This is a genomic window from Candidatus Thiothrix phosphatis (assembly GCF_035668035.1).
GTDB classification, from domain to species: domain Bacteria; phylum Pseudomonadota; class Gammaproteobacteria; order Thiotrichales; family Thiotrichaceae; genus Thiothrix; species Thiothrix phosphatis.
Genome location: NZ_JAYMYJ010000106.1, coordinates 12,486 through 30,254, shown reverse-complemented (window position 1 = coordinate 30,254; position 17,769 = coordinate 12,486). Strand labels below are relative to the sequence as shown.

Annotated in this window: 15 protein-coding genes and 1 riboswitch; of the genes, 10 read left to right on the top strand and 5 right to left on the bottom strand. The window is 57.7% G+C overall.

The features are described from left to right. The first annotated feature begins 44 nt into the window (after positions 1-44). From VSS37_RS11010 to VSS37_RS10970, 9 genes are all read left to right on the top strand, one after another. The gene (locus VSS37_RS11010; RefSeq protein ID WP_324695175.1) at positions 45-1,274 is read left to right on the top strand and encodes an ATP-binding protein; all 1,230 of its coding nucleotides are present in this window, start codon (positions 45-47) and stop codon (positions 1,272-1,274) included. A 135-nt stretch (positions 1,275-1,409) separates the two neighbouring features. Continuing rightward, complete coding sequence (locus VSS37_RS11005; protein ID WP_324695173.1) at positions 1,410-2,420, top strand: ABC transporter substrate-binding protein; 1,011 nt, start codon at positions 1,410-1,412, stop codon at positions 2,418-2,420. 2 nt (positions 2,421-2,422) lie between these two features. Beyond that, positions 2,423-3,163 carry an ABC transporter permease gene (locus VSS37_RS11000; protein ID WP_324695171.1) on the top strand — a complete coding sequence of 247 codons (741 nt, stop codon included), beginning with the start codon at positions 2,423-2,425 and terminating at the stop codon, positions 3,161-3,163. Then, entirely contained in the window at positions 3,160-3,921 is a 762-nt protein-coding gene (locus tag VSS37_RS10995) for an ABC transporter ATP-binding protein (protein WP_324695169.1), read from the top strand. The genes VSS37_RS11000 and VSS37_RS10995 overlap by 4 nt, the downstream gene beginning before the upstream one ends. A 42-nt stretch (positions 3,922-3,963) precedes the next feature. Beyond that, entirely contained in the window at positions 3,964-4,632 is a 669-nt protein-coding gene (locus VSS37_RS10990; protein ID WP_324695168.1) for a c-type cytochrome, read from the top strand. A gap of 45 nt (positions 4,633-4,677) precedes the next feature. Continuing rightward, entirely contained in the window at positions 4,678-5,478 is an 801-nt protein-coding gene (gene pedB, locus VSS37_RS10985; protein ID WP_324695166.1) for a lanthanide ABC transporter ATP-binding protein PedB/LutE, read from the top strand. Continuing rightward, positions 5,475-6,410, top strand: coding sequence for an alpha/beta fold hydrolase (locus tag VSS37_RS10980; protein ID WP_324695164.1), 936 nt, complete (start codon positions 5,475-5,477; stop codon positions 6,408-6,410). The genes pedB and VSS37_RS10980 overlap by 4 nt, the downstream gene beginning before the upstream one ends. A gap of 210 nt (positions 6,411-6,620) precedes the next feature. Continuing rightward, complete coding sequence (locus tag VSS37_RS10975; protein ID WP_324695162.1) at positions 6,621-7,892, top strand: DUF1800 domain-containing protein; 1,272 nt, start codon at positions 6,621-6,623, stop codon at positions 7,890-7,892. Between the two features lie 10 nt (positions 7,893-7,902). After that, positions 7,903-9,036 carry a DUF1501 domain-containing protein gene (locus VSS37_RS10970; RefSeq protein ID WP_324695160.1) on the top strand — a complete coding sequence of 378 codons (1,134 nt, stop codon included), beginning with the start codon at positions 7,903-7,905 and terminating at the stop codon, positions 9,034-9,036. Between the two features lie 56 nt (positions 9,037-9,092). Here the strand turns inward: VSS37_RS10970 and fba are convergent, their stop codons facing one another. From fba to tkt, 5 genes are all read right to left on the bottom strand, one after another. Further along, positions 9,093-10,157, bottom strand: coding sequence for a class II fructose-bisphosphate aldolase (fba, locus tag VSS37_RS10965; RefSeq protein WP_324695158.1), 1,065 nt, complete (start codon positions 10,155-10,157; stop codon positions 9,093-9,095). A 40-nt stretch (positions 10,158-10,197) separates the two neighbouring features. Beyond that, entirely contained in the window at positions 10,198-11,640 is a 1,443-nt protein-coding gene (pyk, locus tag VSS37_RS10960) for a pyruvate kinase (protein ID WP_324695156.1), read from the bottom strand. A 101-nt stretch (positions 11,641-11,741) separates the two neighbouring features. After that, positions 11,742-12,923: a phosphoglycerate kinase gene (locus VSS37_RS10955; RefSeq protein WP_324695154.1), complete on the bottom strand. Its 1,182-nt coding sequence runs from the start codon at positions 12,921-12,923 to the stop codon at positions 11,742-11,744. A gap of 113 nt (positions 12,924-13,036) precedes the next feature. Further along, a complete protein-coding gene (gene gap / locus VSS37_RS10950) occupies positions 13,037-14,038 on the bottom strand; it encodes a type I glyceraldehyde-3-phosphate dehydrogenase (RefSeq protein ID WP_324695152.1) in 1,002 nt (333 codons plus the stop codon). An 83-nt stretch (positions 14,039-14,121) separates the two neighbouring features. After that, positions 14,122-16,119, bottom strand: coding sequence for a transketolase (gene tkt, locus VSS37_RS10945; RefSeq protein WP_324695150.1), 1,998 nt, complete (start codon positions 16,117-16,119; stop codon positions 14,122-14,124). Positions 16,120-16,481: 362 nt separating this feature from the next. Next, positions 16,482-16,562: riboswitch (S-adenosyl-L-homocysteine riboswitch) on the top strand. A gap of 30 nt (positions 16,563-16,592) precedes the next feature. Here tkt and metK point away from each other — a divergent pair. Beyond that, positions 16,593-17,756: a methionine adenosyltransferase gene (gene metK, locus VSS37_RS10940; protein ID WP_324695149.1), complete on the top strand. Its 1,164-nt coding sequence runs from the start codon at positions 16,593-16,595 to the stop codon at positions 17,754-17,756. The last annotated feature ends 13 nt before the right edge of the window (positions 17,757-17,769 follow it).

The window sequence follows — 17,769 nt, the reverse complement described above, 5'->3', positions numbered from 1 at the left end:
TTTCAACTATTGAATGACTGATATGCATCACCTAGAATCAGCTTATGTATACGCGACACATTTCACCCCTGATTCAAGAAGCACTGGCAGATACGCCTGTCGTGTTGCTTAATGGCGCACGCCAGACCGGAAAGAGCACGCTGGTACAAACACTTGCTGAGAGCGAAGGCCGCCGCTATTTCACTCTGGATGATCACGCCACCCTGTCAGCAGCCAGTAATGACCCTGCCGGGTTCATCGCGGGTATTAACGCACCGGTAGCATTGGACGAAGTGCAACGGGCTCCCGGCCTGTTTCTCGCTATCAAGGCTGCGGTTGACCGTGATCGTAAACCCGGTCGCTTCCTACTGACAGGTTCCGCTAATGTCATGCTGCTACCGAACATTGCCGACTCATTAGCCGGGCGCATGGAGGTTTTGTCCCTGTGGCCATTGTCGAGTGCTGAAATTGCCGGAAACGCCGACACTAACCTGGCTGACTGGTTGTTTAGCGGCGATTTGAATGCCAACGCAGTTCCACCTTGTGAGCGCTCCCAACTCATAGACCGGCTGATCATAGGCGGATTTCCCGAAGCACTGGAACGTGATAGCGAACGGCGACGAGCCGCGTGGTTCGACAACTACCTGCAAGCCATCCTATACCGCGATGTACGTGAACTGGCGCGGGTGGAACAGCTCACTGAAATCCCCAATCTATTGCAATTACTAGCCGTTCGCAGTGCCAACCTGCTGAATTTCGCGGAACTGTCGCGCACCAGCAACCTGCCGCAAACGACCTTGAAGCGTTATTTCACCTTGCTGGAAACATTGTTCATGCTCTACCGCTTACCTGCCTGGGAACGTAATCCAGGCAAACGCTTGGTCAAAGCGCCCAAAGTATTTGTGCCTGACACCGGCTTGCTTGCCCACCTCGCCAACTGGACGGCGGATCGCATGGGTGTGGAAAGCGGCCTACCCGGCGGCTTGGTCGAAACTTTTGTTCTCGGCGAATTGCTCAAACATCTGGCCTTCTCCCACCAGCGCCTGACCCTGTGGCACTACCGCACACAAAACAATATCGAAGTTGATTTCATCCTGGAAAATCGCTCAGGCAATCTCACGGGTATTGAGGTCAAAGCCAGCGCTACGGTAGACGCCAAGGACTTTAAAGGCTTGAAGCATTTGCAGGAAACGGAAGCAGCGATATTCCAACGCGGGATTGTGCTGTACAGCGGGCGGGAAGTGGTGCCATTTGGAGAGAAGTTGTTCGCAGTACCGTTATCAATGTGGTGGTAGGAAAATATTGCCCAAGACATCACCGAGTAATAATTAAATACAACCCTGCCCCTCAGGTTGGCAAAAGGTTGGTGGAAACCCACCCCGCTTTTACGGTATCAAGAATGCTCGCATGTCATCGGGGAGGAGGACACCATGACGCATTCATACCGCCACTGGCTAGCCCGCTGTGCAACCACTCTGGCCCTATTGGCAGGGCTGACATCACCCGCTTTCGCGCTGGAAAAGATACGGGTAGGCGTGCTGGAATTCGGCACGGTCAACTGGGAGATGGATACCCTCAAACAGCACAAGCTGGATGAGCAACACGGTATCGAACTCGAAATCACACCGCTGGCTTCCGCCGATGCTTCCACTGTCGCCCTGCAAGGCGGCACGGTCGATATCGTCGTTTCCGACTGGGTATGGGTCGCGCAGCAGCGGGCGGCAGGGCAGGATTACACGCTGTTTCCCTACTCCAACGCGGTTGGGGCGCTGATGGTCAAAGCCGATGGCGGCATCAAAACGCTGGCTGACCTGCAAGACAAAAAACTCGGCGTGGCAGGCGGGCCGAACGATAAAAGCTGGTTGCTGCTACGCGCCTATGCACAGCAAAAACTGGGTCTGGATTTGCTGGCCGCAACTGAACCGCAATTCGCCGCGCCCCCGCTACTCAATGAACTGATGCAACGCGGTGATCTGGATGCTGTGCTGAACTTCTGGCATTACGCCGCCCGTCTGCAAGCTGCCGGGATGCAGGCTTTGATCAGCGTTCCCGAAATCGTGCAGGGTCTGGGTATTCAAGGCAATCTGCCCCTGGTTGGCTGGGTTTTCAGCGAGCAATGGGCAAACCAACACCCGGAAGCAGCTAAAGGTTTCCTCGCCGCCGACTACGCAGTCAAGCAAATCCTCAAAACATCAGACGAGGAATGGCAACGCCTGCGCCCCCGCATGAAGGCCGAAAACGACGCGATTTTCACCCAATTACGCGACAGTTTCCGCGCCGGTATTCCTGCCTGTTTTGGCCCGCAGGAACAACAGGCTGCGGCAGATGCTTTCCAGATATTGGCGGCAACGGGTGGCGAAAAGCTGCTGGGTAAAGCCAAGCCGCCGCTGGATAACAAGGTGTTCTGGTCTGGCTTCAGCCTGCCCGCCTGTGCCGAGTGAGCATGCATCCACGCTACAGCCGCCTCATAGCCCTGTGCGGTTTCGTATTGCTGTGGCAAGTGGCGGCGTGGTGGCTGGCGAGCCGTTCGCTACCCGGCCCGCTGGCGGTGCTGGAAACCCTGTGGCAGCAATTGCTGAGTGGCGAGTTGCTGTTTCATCTGGGCGTAACCCTGTTGCGGGTAGTGGTCAGTTTCACCCTGGCCATGCTGGCGGGTGTCGCGCTCGGCATTCTTATGGGCAGTCGCCGGAACTGGGATAACTGGCTGGATGCGTTGCTAATCCTTGGCCTCAATATTCCGGCGCTGGTCACCATTATCCTCTGCTACATCTGGCTGGGGCTGGGGGAAACCGCAGCCGTGCTGGCCGTCGCACTCAACAAAATTCCCACCGTCGTTGTCACCCTGCGCGAAGGTGCCCGCGCCATTGACCATGAGCTGCTGCAAGTCGCCCAGGTTTACCGTTTGTCGCGCTGGCAAACCTTCCACCAAGTCTACCTGCCGCAGCTTTACCCCTATTTGTTTGGCGCGGCGCGCAACGGGCTGGCGCTGATCTGGAAAATCGTGCTGGTGGTGGAACTGCTGGGGCGCAGCAATGGTGTCGGCTTCCAGTTGGGCAATTACTTCCACTTCTTCGACATTCAGGGAGTGCTGGCGTATACGCTGGCGTTTGCCCTGATCGTATTGGCGCTGGAAGCCTTGCTGCTGCGCCCGTTGGAACGGCATGTCAACCGGTGGCGCACATGAGTTTTCTGCACGTCGATTTGCAGCACAAAATCTACCCCAATGGTGTCTGCACCTTGCAAGACCTGCATTTTGCTGCGGACAAGGGCGAATTCATTGCGCTGGTTGGCCCCTCCGGCACTGGCAAAAGTACCCTGCTCAATTTGATTGCGGGGCTGGATAGCGATTTCCATGGCAGCATCCATTACCCGCCAGATACCAGCCTGAGCTTCATGTTTCAGGAACCACACCTGTTACCGTGGTTAAGTGTGGAAGACAATATCCGGCTGGTGCTGGACGCCCCCGCCCGGCAAGCCGATACCCAACGTTTCACCCGTATGGAAACACTGCTGGAACAGCTTGACCTGACTGACTTCCGCAACAGTTTTCCGGGGCAATTATCCGGCGGCATGAAACGGCGGGCAGCCCTGGTGCGCGCCTTCGTCACCCAGCCCGGCCTGCTGCTGATGGACGAACCCTTCCAATCGCTGGATGAGCCGACGGCCCAAGGCTTGCGCCAATTGCTGTTGCAACTGTGGGAGGAAAACCGCCCGACCGTGTTATTCGTCACCCACAACCTGAACGAGGCACTCTTGCTGGCGGATCGCATCCTGTTTTTGTCGGCACGCCCTGCGCACATTATCCTCGATTACCCCGTACCACTGGCACGCCCACGCCCGCCGGAAACACACCAGTTACAGCCCTTACAGGATGAATTGTTGCAACAACGCCCCGAATTGCTGTGCGGCATCCCAACCTTTTACCAACCGGGCCAAGGCTAGGCTTGCCTACAGACGCACTGGCATTAACAGGAGAGATTGACGATGAAGCGTTTGAAAATCATGGTATTGGCAAGCCTGCTGGGGCTGGGGGCAAATGTTCAGGCCGCAGACAATATGCTGGATACAGCCACCCAGAAAGGTTGTTTCATCTGCCACTCCGTACAGACCAAAACCGGCCCGGCGGTACCGCTGGCACCTGCCTATGCCGACATTGCCGAACGCTTCAAAAACCAGCCGGATGCGGCGGCCTATCTGGCGCAACGCATCCTCAAAGGCACGGTCGATACCCCGCAGGACTGGGAAGGCAAAGTGAATATGCGTTTCATGCCGCCCAATGTGAACGTGACACCGGAAGAGGCCACCAAGCTGGCCGAATGGGTGCTTTCCATCAAGAAAGATGCCGTGCCGGAAGAAGTCATTACCCGCGAAGGCATGCTCACGCTGGCCGCCCAGAATGGCTGTATCGCCTGCCACGGTATCAGCAAGGAAAACGACAGCCATTTCATGCCACTGGCTCCGCCATTCCACGAAGTTGCCGCGCGTTACAAAGAGGCAGAAAACGCCAAGGCCACCCTGCTGGATTCCATCATGCACGGCACGGTCGACAAGGAAAAGAAATGGCCTGACACCAATATGCGTTTCATGCCACCGAATCCGGGACTCAGCCAACAGGATGCGGAAACACTGGTCAACTGGATTCTGACCTTGTAAGCGTGTCACCATGCAGACACCCCTGTCATCAGCAAGCGAGTTGTCATGCCTGAAACGCCCATCCTTTCCGTCGAAGCCGTCAGCAAACATTACGGCGCATTGTGTGCGGTAAATCAGGTCAGCTTCCAACTGGACAGCGGTTTTCACGCCTTGCTGGGGCCGAACGGTGCAGGCAAAAGCACCCTGTTTCAGTTGCTGACCGGGCTGTTTGCACCTGACGCGGGAGACATCCGCCTTAACGGTGCCAGTATCCGCCGGAACCTGCCGCAAGCACTGGCGCAGATGGGCGTCGTCTTCCAGCAGCCTGCGTTGGATCTGGATTTGAGCGTGCAGGCCAACCTGGATTTCTATGGGCGGCTGCACGGTATGCGCAAGGCGGAAATCCGCGCACGCAGCACCGCAGAACTGGCGCAACTGGAACTGACGGATGCCGCCACCAGCCCCTGCCGAAACTTAAGCGGCGGTAACCGGCGCAAGGTGGAACTGGCGCGTGCGCTGCTGACCGGGCCAAAACTGTTATTGATGGACGAAGCCACAGTGGGGCTCGACCCTGCCTCACGCGCCTCGCTGCTGGCTTACGTTCATCGCCTGTGCCGTGAGAAAAACCTGTGTGTGTTGTGGGCGACCCATCTGATCGACGAAGCCGAGCAAGCCGATCAGGTGCTGGTCATGCACAAAGGCAGACTACTAGCGCAGGCCGCGCCCAGCGCTTTGATGGCGCAAACCAACACCTTCTCCTTACTGGAAGCGTTCTTCCAGCTTTCAGGCGATTCCGCAGGCAGCAAACACGCTGACACGTCGCTTTCAGGGCAAGCGCCGACAGGCCAGACGCCGGTAGCACTATGAAGGCCTTGCAGGAAACCTTTTTACCTGTTACGCAGGGGCATACGCTGTATGTCGCGGAATTCGGCAATCCGCAGGGCATACCATTGTTGTTTGTACATGGCGGCCCTGGCTCTGGATGCAGCCCAGCCCAAGCGGCACTGCTGATGCCGGACACGTTCCGTATTATCCAGTTCGACCAGCGCGGTTGCGGGCGCTCCACACCCGGCGGCAGGTTATTGGGTAACCGCACCGACGCCTTGCTACAGGATATGGAACGGCTGCGCCAGCATTTGCAGATTGAGCACTGGGCCATTTACGGCGGCTCGTGGGGCGCAACACTGGCGCTGGAATACGCCAAACGCTTTCCGCAGCGGGTGCTTGGGTTGCTGTTGCGGGGTGCATTTCTGGCGCGGCAGGAAGACTGGGAATGGTTCAGCACACCAGATGGCGTAGCCCGACAATTTCCAATGGCGTATCAAACTTTGCGGCAAACGCTGCAAACACGGCAGGGCGAAAACCCCGCCAACAGCCTGTACCGCCATCTGCTCAACCCACATACCAGTACGGAAATTGCTTACCGTTACGCGCTGGCGTGGGATGCCTGGGAAGCAACGGTCATGGGCGTGCCGTCATCCTCATTCAACCCTGATCCGGCAAGCTGGCAAGCGCCGATCAACCGCACCCGCGTCTATGCCTATTACGCGACCCACCAGTTTTTCCTGCCTGAAGATGGCGTCTTGCCTGGGTTGGAAGCCATCCGTCATATTCCCACGATACTTGTACATGGCCTGCATGATCAGGTGTGCCGCTTTGCTGGTGCGGAAACATTGGCGGCAGCCTTGCCGCAACTGCAACTGGTGCCGGTCAATGGCGGGCATGGCATGCATGAACGCGCCATACAAGATGCCCTGAAGCAGAACCCTCTGGCTGATGTGGTGTTGCGCATGCGTTAGGCCACTATTGTGGGCAACTGGAACTGTCTGAAAGCGATTACAAACTGTTACAAATTTTCCGCAAAAATTGTAGTAAATTCATTCAAATAACCGATGTTTATGTTGTAGACTAAAACCTGTTGCTGCATCCCTGAGCAACAACGTGTCGATTATGCGAAGAGTGTTTAGTGAGCTCATCACTATTGTTTCTAATAGCGGGCCCTCATTGTAATGATTTCAACCAGTCTTGATCTGCCAGACGCACGGCATCTGGCGGTGCGCGCATGCCTTGGCGAGGAGTGGCTGCTGATGCAGTCATGGCAAGGTGCCTCTCCACAAACCGTAGTCAGGCGATTGCTTGCCGCTGAACCGCAGATGCCCGCCAAGCCGCCAACCCTGGCTTCATGGGGAAGCTGGGAAAATATGCTGGAGCAGGGCGAAATGGCGCAAGCCCGCGAGCAGCTCAACCGTGACAAGATGGCGCTCAAGCAATGGTGGCTGCAACACCTGCTGCATACCCAGACCCCGCTGGCCGAGCGCATGGTGATGTTCTGGCACAACCATTTCACCACCTCCATCAACAAGGTCAACCAGCCCAATCTGGTGCTGCAACAACATCAGTTGATCCGCCAACATGCGTTGGGGAATTTCCGCGCCTTGCTGCACGCCATCGCCCGTGATCCGGCGATGCTCATCTACCTGGATGGGGCGATGAATTACAAGCAGCATCCCAACGAGAATTTCGCCCGTGAATTGCTGGAGCTGTTTACGCTGGGTTCCGGCCATTACCGGGAAAGCGACATCAAGGCCGCCGCCTGCGCCTTTACCGGCTGGACAGTCGACCGCAACAGCAACCGTTTCCTGCTGGATGCCCAGCACCATGCGCCCAACACCCAACCGTTTCTGGGCAAAAGCGGCGTGCAGGATGGCGAACAGGCGCTGGATGCGTTGCTGGAGCACCCCCGCACGGCTGAACATATCGCCGAAAAATGCTGGTATGCCTTTGTCAGCACCGAGAGCCACGACCAGGCGCAAACCCGCCAGTGGGCAAACGCTTTCCGCAGTTCCGGCTATGACATCAAAACGCTGCTGGAAAGCGTCCTGTTGAGCGAGGCTTTCTGGGCGCAACAGCATCGGGGTGTGCTGATCAAATCGCCGTTGGACTTGCTGACCGGCGTGTTCCGCGCCTTGCCTTGGCCTGGCGTGGCACCTTCTGAACTGGTGAAGTATGCGGAAAAGCTGGGGCAGAACCCGTTCGTCCCCCCTACGCCCAAAGGCTGGGAAGGCGGCAAAGCCTGGATCACCACGCAAAGCCTGCTGGACCGTTACGGCATCCTGTTCCAACTGACCCGCACCCTGCCGCCAACCCCGCTGCCGGTGCAAAGCGCTGCCCAAATCGCGCAGTGGCTGCTGGCGACGTCACCCGTCAAGGCACTGACAGGCGATAGCCCGCAGCAGTTCTTGCTGGCCGCGATGTTTGACCCCGCCTACCAACTGAAGTAAGTGACGACTTATGAACCGGCGTGATTTTCTGAAAACCCTTGGCGCGCTTTCCATCCTGCCGTTACTGCCTGCTGAAGCCGCAGCCAGCCAGCAACCGCGCTGTGTGGTGCTGGTCGAATTGAAAGGTGGCAATGACAGCCTCAACACGCTGGTTCCGTATCAGGATGCGGCGTATTATCGCTTGCGCCCGCAACTTGCCTTGCCTGCGCAACAAATCCTGCCGCTGGGCAATGGCATGGGCTTGCACCCGGCCATGCAGCCATTGCTGCCGCTGTGGCGCAACGGGGAAATGGCCTGGATTCAGGGCATCGGCATTCCCCACCAAAATCTGGCGCGTTCCCATTTCACCTCGATTCATACCTGGGAAACGGCCAGCGAAGACCAGAATGTCCAGCAGGGTTGGGTCACGCAGGTGTTCCCGGAGCAAAGCCAACGTTTGCAGGGCGTGACCATCGGTGACGAGCTGGGGCCGCTGGCAGGCAACCATTTCAACGCCATCAACCTGCATAATGTTGATGCGTTTGCGGCGTATATCAGTGCTTTGCCCGCCGTTCCTGCTTTCAGCCGCAACCCGATGCTGGCGCATATTCTGGCAACCCAGCAACGCTTGCTGAATGCCGGGGCTGAACTGGCGCGGCAACTCAACAGCAATCAGGGCATCCAGCAGCAATTCCCCAACGGCGAATTGGGGGAGGGCTTGGCTGCCGTCGCCCGCATGATCCTGAGTGATTTCAATATGCCGGTGTACAAAGTCGGGCTGGGCAATTTCGACACGCATGTTTCCCAGCCGAACCTGCACCGGAAGTTGTTGGGCGATCTGGCGGAAGGGCTGGCTGCGTTCAGCAAGGTGATGCAGCAGCACGGCAAGTGGGGTGAGGTGCTGGTGGTGACGTATTCCGAATTTGGCCGCAGGGCGTCGGAAAACCGCAACCTGGGCACAGACCATGGTTCAGCCGCCGCCCATTTTGCCCTCGGTGGTGGCATCAAAGGCGGGATGTATGGCGTACACCCGGATCTGGATGCGCTGGATGCAGGCGATGTCAGAAACAGCCTCGATTTCCGCTCGGTCTATGCAACCTTGGCGCGGCGCTGGTGGCGGCGGAGTAGCCCGTGGGGCGTCAGCGACATCCCTTTCATTGCCTGACAAACTGAAAAGGGAGCCGAAGCTCCCTTTCCATACTGGTGGCAATCCGCCTTTGATTAGGAAACGTGCGGGTCCAGTTCGCCGGAACCGTAACGCTTGAACATGGCTTCCAAGGAAACAGGCTTGACCTTATCCGCCATGCCTGCGCAACCGAAGGCTTCGTAACGTGCCTTGCAGATTTCCGTCATGCCTTTGGTGGATTCTTTCAGGTATTTGCGCGGGTCAAAGTTGGAGCGGTTTTCGGCCATGTGGCGGCGGATAGAGCCGGTGGAGGCCATCCGCAGGTCGGTGTCGATGTTGACCTTGCGCACACCGTGCTTGATGCCTTCGACGATTTCCTCGACCGGCACGCCGTAGGTCTGGCCCATGTCGCCGCCGTAGTTGTTGATGATTTCCAGCCAGTCCTGTGGGACGGAAGAAGAACCGTGCATGACCAGATGGACGCTAGGGATGCGCGCATGGATTTCCTTCACGCGGTCGATGCGCAGCACCTTGCCGGAAGGTTTCTGGGTGAACTTGTACGCGCCGTGGGAAGTGCCGATGGCAATTGCCAGCGCATCAACGCCCGTTTTCTTGACGAAGTCCGCCGCTTCTTCCGGGTCGGTCAGCAATTGGGAATGGTCCAGCACGCCTTCCGCGCCGTGGCCGTCTTCCTCGCCCATCATGCCGGTTTCCAGGGAACCCAGGCAGCCCAGTTCGCCTTCCACGGACACGCCGCAGGCATGCGCCAGTTCAACCACCTTGCGGGTGACCTCGACGTTGTATTCGTAGCTGGAAGGTGTTTTGCCATCCGCTTGCAGGGAGCCGTCCATCATGACGGAGGTGAAGCCGGATTGGATGGAACGGAAGCAAACCGCTGGCTCGGCACCGTGATCCTGGTGCATGCACACCGGGATGTGTGGGTACATTTCAACCGCAGCCATGATCAGGTGGCGCAGGAACGGTTCGCCTGCATAGGAACGGGCACCAGCAGAACCTTGCATAATGACGGGTGAGTTGGTCGCAGCGGCAGCCTGCATGATGGCGTGAACCTGCTCCATGTTGTTGACGTTGAATGCTGGCATGCCGTAGCCGTGTTCGGCGGCATGATCCAACAACTGACGCATTGAAATCAGGGCCATATCGTTCTCCTCAAATGTTTAGTTAACTATATTGATGGCCTTAGCCATTCTGGTGTTCGCCAACCCGCAGCATCTTCATTTGGTTGGTGCCTCCCTTGATCCCCATCAGGTCGCCCTTGGTGATGATGACCAGATCGCCTTCCTCGACAATCCCTGCGGCAATCATCAGCTCAACCGCTTGGCGATTGGCTATTTTGGGATCTTTGAGGGGGTCATGCAATTTTACCGGGTAAACACCTCGGTACAGGCTGACCCTGCGGGCGGCTTCATCGGTGGAAGTCAGCGCGTAAACCGGGATGCCGGAACTGATGCGCGACATCCACAACGGGGTGGCGCCGGATTCCGTCAGTGCGGCGATCGCCCGCACGCCCATGTGGTTGGCGGTGTACATGGTGGCCATCGCAATGCCTTCATCGATGCGTTCGAAGCGGTCTTCCATACGGTGGCTGGAGACGCGGACTTCGTTGGAGGTTTCCGCCTCCGCACAAATCGCCGACATGGTGCTGACCACCAGCGCTGGGTGCCTGCCGGTGGCGGTTTCACCCGAGAGCATCACCGCGTCGGTGCCGTCAATGACGGCGTTCGCCACGTCGAACACCTCCGCCCGGGTGGGGATGGGGTTTTCGGTCATGGTTTCCATCATCTGGGTGGCGGTGATGACGGCGCGGTTAAGGGTGCGGGCGCGGCTGATCAGGCATTTCTGCGCGCGCGGCAGTTTGGCGTCGCCGATTTCCACCCCCAGGTCGCCACGCGCAATCATGATGGCGTCGGAAGCCAGGATGATTTCGTCGCGGATGGCTTCTTCCATGGTTTCAGCGCGCTCCATCTTGGCGACGATGGCGGCCTTGCAGCCTGCCTCCACCGCCAAGCGGCGGGCTTCATGGATGTCGCCCGCGCTGCGCGGAAACGACACCGCCAGAAAATCCACATTGATGCTGGCGGCAGCGGCGATGTCTTCCTTGTCCTTGTCGGTCAGGGCGGCGGCGCTCAGGCCCCCACCCCGGCGGTTCAGTCCCTTGTTGTTGGACAGGACGCCGCCGTTGATGGCGCGGGTGTGGATTTCATGGCCCTGGATGGACTGGATTTCCAGGACGATGCGCCCGTCATCCAGCCATAGCTCATCACCCGGCCTGACGTCATCAACCAGTTCCTTGTAACCCAGGCCGACCCTGTGCTGGTCGCCTGCGTCATTCGCCATATCTGCGTCCAGAATGAAAGGGTCGCCCGGCTTGAGGGTGATTTTGCCGTCCTTGAAGCGGGCGATGCGCAGTTTTGGCCCTTGCAAATCGCCGAGGATGCCAACCACCCTCCCGGCTTTATGCGCCAGGGAACGCACCAGTTCGGCGCGGGCGGCATGTTCTGCATGGGAACCATGGGAAAAATTGAGTCGCACAACGTCCACCCCCGCCCGGATAACGGCGTCGATGGCTTCCGGTGTGCTTGTGGCAGGCCCCAATGTGGCTACAATTTTTGTCCTTCTCACTATTGCACCTATAACTGTGTGCCGATGTTGCTAGTTTATGCTTATTTTATGGCGTTTGTATCAGGAATCTGAGGCCGCCACGCGGCCCCAGACAACGACGCCTAGGCTTTGGCGCGCGCTTCCAGCATGGCTACCGCAGGCAGTGTTTTGCCTTCCAGGTATTCGAGGAACGCGCCACCAGCGGTGGAGATGTAAGACACCTTGTCGTAGATGTCGTATTTCTGGATGGCAGCGATCGTGTCGCCACCACCAGCCAGCGAGAAACCATCCGCGTTGGCAATCGCCATGGAAACGGTTTTGGTGCCTGCGCCGAATTGGTCGAATTCGAAGACGCCAACCGGGCCATTCCACACGATGGTGCCAGCCTTGGCGATAATGTCAGCCAGTTCCTGCGCGGATTTGGGGCCGATGTCGAAAATCATGTCGTCATCAGCCACATCGCCAGCGTCTTTCAGCACAGCCGGTTCGTCGGCGGAGAAATTCTTGCCGCAGACCACATCAACCGCAACTGGGATGCTGGCACCACGGGCAGCCATTTTTTCCATCAGCGCCTGCGCGGTTGGAACCAGGTCGTCTTCGCACAAGGATTTGCCGACGTTCTTGCCAGAGGCTTTCAGGAAGGTGTTGGCAATGCCGCCACCAACCACCAGTTGGTCAACTTTCTCGGCAAGCGCTTCCAGCACCGTCAGTTTGGTGGAAACTTTGGAGCCGCCCACAATCGCCACCATCGGGCGGGCAGGATTGGCCAGCGCTTGCGCCAGCGCATCCAACTCGTTACTCAGCAGGATGCCCGCAGCGGCGACCGGCGCATTGACGCCCACGCCGTGGGTGGAGGCTTGGGCACGGTGGGCCGTACCGAAAGCATCCATGACGAACACATCACACAGGGCGGCATATTTCTTTGCCAGCTCTTCGTTGTCTTTCTTTTCGCCCTTGTTGAAGCGGACGTTTTCCAGCAACACCAGTTCGCCTTCGGCAACGTCCGGCGCGCTTTCCAGGTAGTCTTTCACCAGACGGACTTCCTTGCCCAGCTTGGCGGACAGGTCGGCGGCGACCGGCGCCAGCGAGAACTGTTCGTCATACTCGCCTTCAACCGGGCGGCCCAAATGGGACATGACCATCACTTTCGCGCCTGCTTCCAGGGCGAATTTGAAGGTGGGCAGGGAGGCGGTGATGCGTGCGTCGGATGTGACCTTGCCCTCTTTGACAGGCACGTTCAGGTCGGAACGGATCAGGACACGTTTGCCTTTCAGGTCCAGGTCGGTCAGCTTGATGAAAGCCATGTGATGCTCCTCGGATTCAAATCAGTCAAATAAAGCGTTGTGTTGTGATTTATTTGAGTGATCTGGGAATGAGGCTGGGTCTGACAAGAAACTGCCAGACCCGCCCAAGCAACTTAGTTAGCCGCTACATGCTTGACGAAACGCAGCATGTTGCAGGTGTAACCGTATTCGTTGTCGTACCAAGCGACGACTTTGACGAAGGTTTCATCCAGCGCGATGCCCGCTTCAGCATCGAAAGTGGAAGGGGCAGTGCAACCACGGAAGTCAGTCGCAACCACTTTCTCATCGGTGTAACCCAACACGTCTTTCAGGTCGCCTTCGGACGCTGCCTTCATCGCCGCGCAGATGTCAGCGTAGGAAGCCGGGCTGTTCAGCTCGATGGTCAGGTCAACGACGGAAACGTCAGAGGTTGGGACACGGAAAGCCATACCCGTCAGTTTGCCGTTCAGTTCCGGCAGGACTTTGCCTACCGCTTTGGCCGCGCCAGTGGAGGATGGGATGATGTTTTCCAGGATGCCACGGCCACCGCGCCAATCTTTCTTGGAAGGGCCATCAACGGTTTTCTGGGTGGCGGTTGCAGCATGCACGGTCGTCATCAGGCCACGTTTGATGCCCCACTTGTCGTTCAGGACTTTGGCCACAGGAGCCAAGCAGTTGGTGGTGCAGGAAGCGGCGGAAACGATCGCCTGACCTGCGTAAACAGCGTGGTTCACACCGTAGACGAACATTGGGGTCTTGTCCTTGGAAGGCGCAGACATGACAACTTTCTTCGCACCTGCGGCGATGTGCTTCTGGCAACCTTCTTCTGTCAGGAAGAAGCCGGTGCACTCCAGCACGAGGTCAGCGCCGACCTCGCCCCACGCCAGCTTGGCAGGGTCAGTTTCAGCCGTCAGGCGGATGGTTTTGCCGTTGACGACCATGTGGCCGCCTTCAACGCCAACTTCACCGTTGAAACGGCCATGTACGGAGTCGTACTTCAGCATGTATGCCAGGTAGTCAGCATCCAGCAGGTCATTGATGGCGACGACTTCGATGTCCGGGAAGTCTTTCGCGATTGCGCGGAACGCCATACGGCCAATGCGGCCAAAACCGTTGATACCTACTTTGATAGTCATGAATAGCTCCTCGTTGTCATTCACTCAAACGATAAAATCAGCGGCGGCTTTCCCCTCTCTTGAAAAGCCGCCTGGCATTTTGTTTATGCGACGGCGTTGATCGCATTCAGCACGTTTTCAGCCGTGAAACCGAATTCCTTGAACAGCTGGCCAGCCGGGGCTGATTCGCCGAAGCTGGTCATGCACACAACCTTGCCGTTCAAACCAACGTACTTGTACCAACCATCACCAATCGCCGCTTCCACCGCAACGCGGGCAGTCACCGCTGCTGGCAGGACAGATTCCTTGTAGGCGGCATCCTGGGCATCAAACACGTCAGTCGATGGCATGGAAACCACGCGGACTTTCTTGTCGGACTGCTCGGCTGCGTCCATCGCCAGCGCGACTTCGGAACCGGTGGCAATCACGATGACATCAGGCGTGCCGTCCGTATCTTTCAGGATATACCCGCCTTTGGCGATATTGGCAATCTGTTCCGGCGTGCGAACCTGATGTTTCAGGTTCTGGCGCGAGAAGATCAGGCAGCTTGGGCCTTGGTATTCAATCGCGTGTTTCCAGGAAACAATGGTTTCCACCGCATCACAAGCGCGCCATACCGACATGCGCGGAATCATGCGCAGCGTCGGAATCTGTTCAACCGGCTGATGGGTGGGGCCATCCTCACCCAAACCGATAGAGTCGTGAGTGTAAACGAAAATGCTGTGAATATTCATTAATGCCGCCATCCGCAGGGCATTTCGGGCATATTCAGAGAACATCAGGAAGGTGGCGCCATAAGGCATGAAACCGCCATGCAGGGTAATGCCGTTCATGATCGCGCTCATACCGAACTCGCGCACACCGTATGACAGGTAATTGCCGCTGAAGTCCTGCGCCTTGCCATGCCCAGGGCTGATGTGCTTGCTGGACTTGTGGAAGGTGTTGTTGGAAGGCGTCAGGTCAGCGGAGCCGCCCAGCATTTCCGGCAGCAAGGCACCGAAAGCGTCCAGTGCGCCTTTGGAAGCCACACGGGTCGCCGGGGATTCAGCTTTTGCATTCACCGCCGCAATGGCTTTGGTGGATTCTTCCGCCCAGTTGGCAGGCAATTCACCGGCCATGCGGCGCGTGAATTCAGCCGCTTCCGCAGGGTAGGCCGCCGCATAAGCGCTAAACTTGCCGCTCCAAGCTTCTTCCGCTGCCGCACCTTTGGCTTTGGCATCCCAACCGGCATAAACCTGCTCAGGAATTTCAAACGGGCCATATTCCCAACCCAGTGCCTGACGGGTCAGGGCGATTTCATCATTGCCCAGCGGCGCACCGTGGCAGTCGTGGGAACCTGCCTTGTTCGGCGAGCCGTAGCCGATGGTGGTCTTGCAGCAGATGATGGAAGGCTTGCCAGTTTCAGCACGGGCAGCTTCGACCGCAGCCTTGATGGAGTTTGCATCATGGCCGTTGACGCCCGCCACGACATGCCAGCCGTAAGCTTCAAAGCGCTTGGGGGTATTGTCGGTAAACCAGCCGTCCACTTCACCGTCGATGGAAATATTGTTGTCATCGTAGAAGCAAATCAGCTTGCCCAGACCCAGCGTACCGGCGAAGGAGCAGGCTTCGTGGGAAATGCCTTCCATCAGGCAGCCGTCGCCGAGGAACACATAAGTATAGTGGTCAACGATGTCGTGCCCCGGCTTGTTGAACTGTGCAGCCAGCACCTTTTCCGCCAGCGCCATGCCGACCGCATTGCTGATGCCTTGGCCTAATGGGCCGGTCGTGGTTTCGATACCCGGCGCATAGCCGTATTCCGGGTGGCCCGGGGTTTTGGAATGCAGCTGGCGGAAGGCTTTCAGGTCATCCATGGAGATGTCATAGCCGGTCAGGTGCAAGACGGAATAAGGCAGCATAGAGCCATGACCATTCGACATGACGAAACGGTCACGGTTAGCCCATTGTGGATTCTGTGGGTTGTGGGACATGTAATCGTTGTAGAGGACTTCAGCAATATCTGCCATCCCCATCGGTGCGCCCGGATGCCCGGAATTTGCTTTTTGTACGGCATCCATCGCCAGTACGCGGATTGCGTTGGCCAACTCGCGGCGTGTAGTCATTGACGGGTCTCCTGTAGTTTTCAAATAGTGTGAAGCGCCGTGTAAAAGACACGGTCTTAAAATTGGCGAATGGCAGGACACATTATAGACTGCACAATGGCATGAGGCAGTTTCAGCATGGAATTCCTGCATTGCCTTGTCATTAACCGCCATTCCGTAAGCGCGACCAAGACGAAACAGCAGCGCCCGCTTGCATGGTTATTATTCAGGCAGATAAAAGCTCTTGTATTGTGGCGGACTTCCTGGGAAGGGGCAACTCTCCCTTGTTAGATAGATAGCTGACCAATAATGGGAAAATTGGGAGAACCCGAATAACCCTGAATGCTGCATGATCATTATCTTTCCGCTATGATTGCGCGTTCCAGTCCGAGGAGCGTTGCGACGGGGGCTCCAACCCTGCCAGGCTCGGGCTGTGCTTCAAGACATAACGGCGCTCAGTCATTCATTTTTACTTTTGTTTAAGGAGAACGTAAATGACTGAGAGAAGTTATTTGTTTACTTCCGAGTCTGTTTCCGAAGGCCACCCAGACAAAATGGCGGATCAGGTATCCGACGCCATTCTGGACGCCATCATCGCCAAAGACCCGTATGCGCGCGTCGCCTGCGAAACCCTGACCAAGACCGGCATGGTCGTGCTGGCGGGCGAAATCACCACCACCGCTGAAATCGACTACGAAAACATCGTGCGCGATGTGGTCAACGACATCGGCTACAACAATTCCGAAATCGGTTTCGACGGCCATACCTGCGCTGTCATCAATGCGCTGGGCAAACAGTCCCCTGACATCGCCATGGGCGTGGACCGCGCCAAACCGGAAGAGCAAGGCGCTGGCGACCAGGGCCTGATGTTCGGTTACGCCACCAATGAAACCGACGTATTGATGCCTGCCGCGCTGACCTACGCCCACCGTCTGGTGCGCAAGCAATCCGAAGTGCGCAAGGATGGCACCCTGCCTTGGCTGCGCCCGGATGCCAAATCCCAGGTCACCGTGCGCTATGAAGCAGGCAAGATCGTGGCGATTGACGCCGTTGTCCTGTCCACCCAGCACAGCCCGGACATCAGCCTGGATGACCTGCGCGTGGCGGTGATGGAACATGTCATTTTCCCTGTCCTGCCAACGGAATGGCTGCACAAGGACACCAAATTCCACATCAACCCAACCGGCAACTTCGTCATCGGCGGCCCGGTCGGCGATTGTGGCCTGACAGGCCGCAAAATCATCGTTGACACCTACGGCGGCATGGCGCGCCACGGCGGCGGCGCCTTCTCCGGCAAAGACCCATCCAAGGTTGACCGCTCCGCTGCCTACGCTGGCCGCTATGTGGCCAAAAACATTGTGGCGGCTGGTTTGGCCGACCGCTGCGAAATCCAAGTCTCCTACGCCATCGGCGTGGCGCAACCGACTTCCATCACGGTGGACACCTTCGGCACCAACAAGGTGGACGAAAGCCTGATCGAAGCGCTGGTGCGTGAACACTTCGACCTGCGCCCTTACGGCATCACCAAAATGCTCGACCTGTTGCGCCCAATGTATCGCGGCACCGCAAGCTACGGTCACTTCGGCCGTGATGACCTTGACCTGCCGTGGGAACGCACTGACAAGGCTGAGGCGCTGCGTTCCGCCGCTGGCCTGTAACAAGAATTTAGGA

Bases quoted from the DNA above. Each gene is read 5' to 3' on its own strand.
- VSS37_RS10990 (WP_324695168.1), top strand. From the start codon at position 3,964: ATGAAGCGTTTGAAAATCATGGTATTGGCAAGCCTGCTGGGGCTGGGG.
- VSS37_RS11005 (WP_324695173.1), top strand. From the start codon at position 1,410: ATGACGCATTCATACCGCCACTGGCTAGCCCGCTGTGCAACCACTCTG.
- VSS37_RS10955 (WP_324695154.1), bottom strand. From the start codon at position 12,923: ATGGCTTTCATCAAGCTGACCGACCTGGACCTGAAAGGCAAACGTGTC.
- VSS37_RS10980 (WP_324695164.1), top strand. From the start codon at position 5,475: ATGAAGGCCTTGCAGGAAACCTTTTTACCTGTTACGCAGGGGCATACG.
- tkt (WP_324695150.1), bottom strand. From the start codon at position 16,119: ATGACTACACGCCGCGAGTTGGCCAACGCAATCCGCGTACTGGCGATG.
- VSS37_RS10970 (WP_324695160.1), top strand. From the start codon at position 7,903: ATGAACCGGCGTGATTTTCTGAAAACCCTTGGCGCGCTTTCCATCCTG.
- fba (WP_324695158.1), bottom strand. From the start codon at position 10,157: ATGGCCCTGATTTCAATGCGTCAGTTGTTGGATCATGCCGCCGAACAC.
- gap (WP_324695152.1), bottom strand. From the start codon at position 14,038: ATGACTATCAAAGTAGGTATCAACGGTTTTGGCCGCATTGGCCGTATG.
- VSS37_RS10975 (WP_324695162.1), top strand. From the start codon at position 6,621: ATGATTTCAACCAGTCTTGATCTGCCAGACGCACGGCATCTGGCGGTG.
- VSS37_RS11010 (WP_324695175.1), top strand. From the start codon at position 45: ATGTATACGCGACACATTTCACCCCTGATTCAAGAAGCACTGGCAGAT.
- pedB (WP_324695166.1), top strand. From the start codon at position 4,678: ATGCCTGAAACGCCCATCCTTTCCGTCGAAGCCGTCAGCAAACATTAC.
- metK (WP_324695149.1), top strand. From the start codon at position 16,593: ATGACTGAGAGAAGTTATTTGTTTACTTCCGAGTCTGTTTCCGAAGGC.
- VSS37_RS10995 (WP_324695169.1), top strand. From the start codon at position 3,160: ATGAGTTTTCTGCACGTCGATTTGCAGCACAAAATCTACCCCAATGGT.
- VSS37_RS11000 (WP_324695171.1), top strand. From the start codon at position 2,423: ATGCATCCACGCTACAGCCGCCTCATAGCCCTGTGCGGTTTCGTATTG.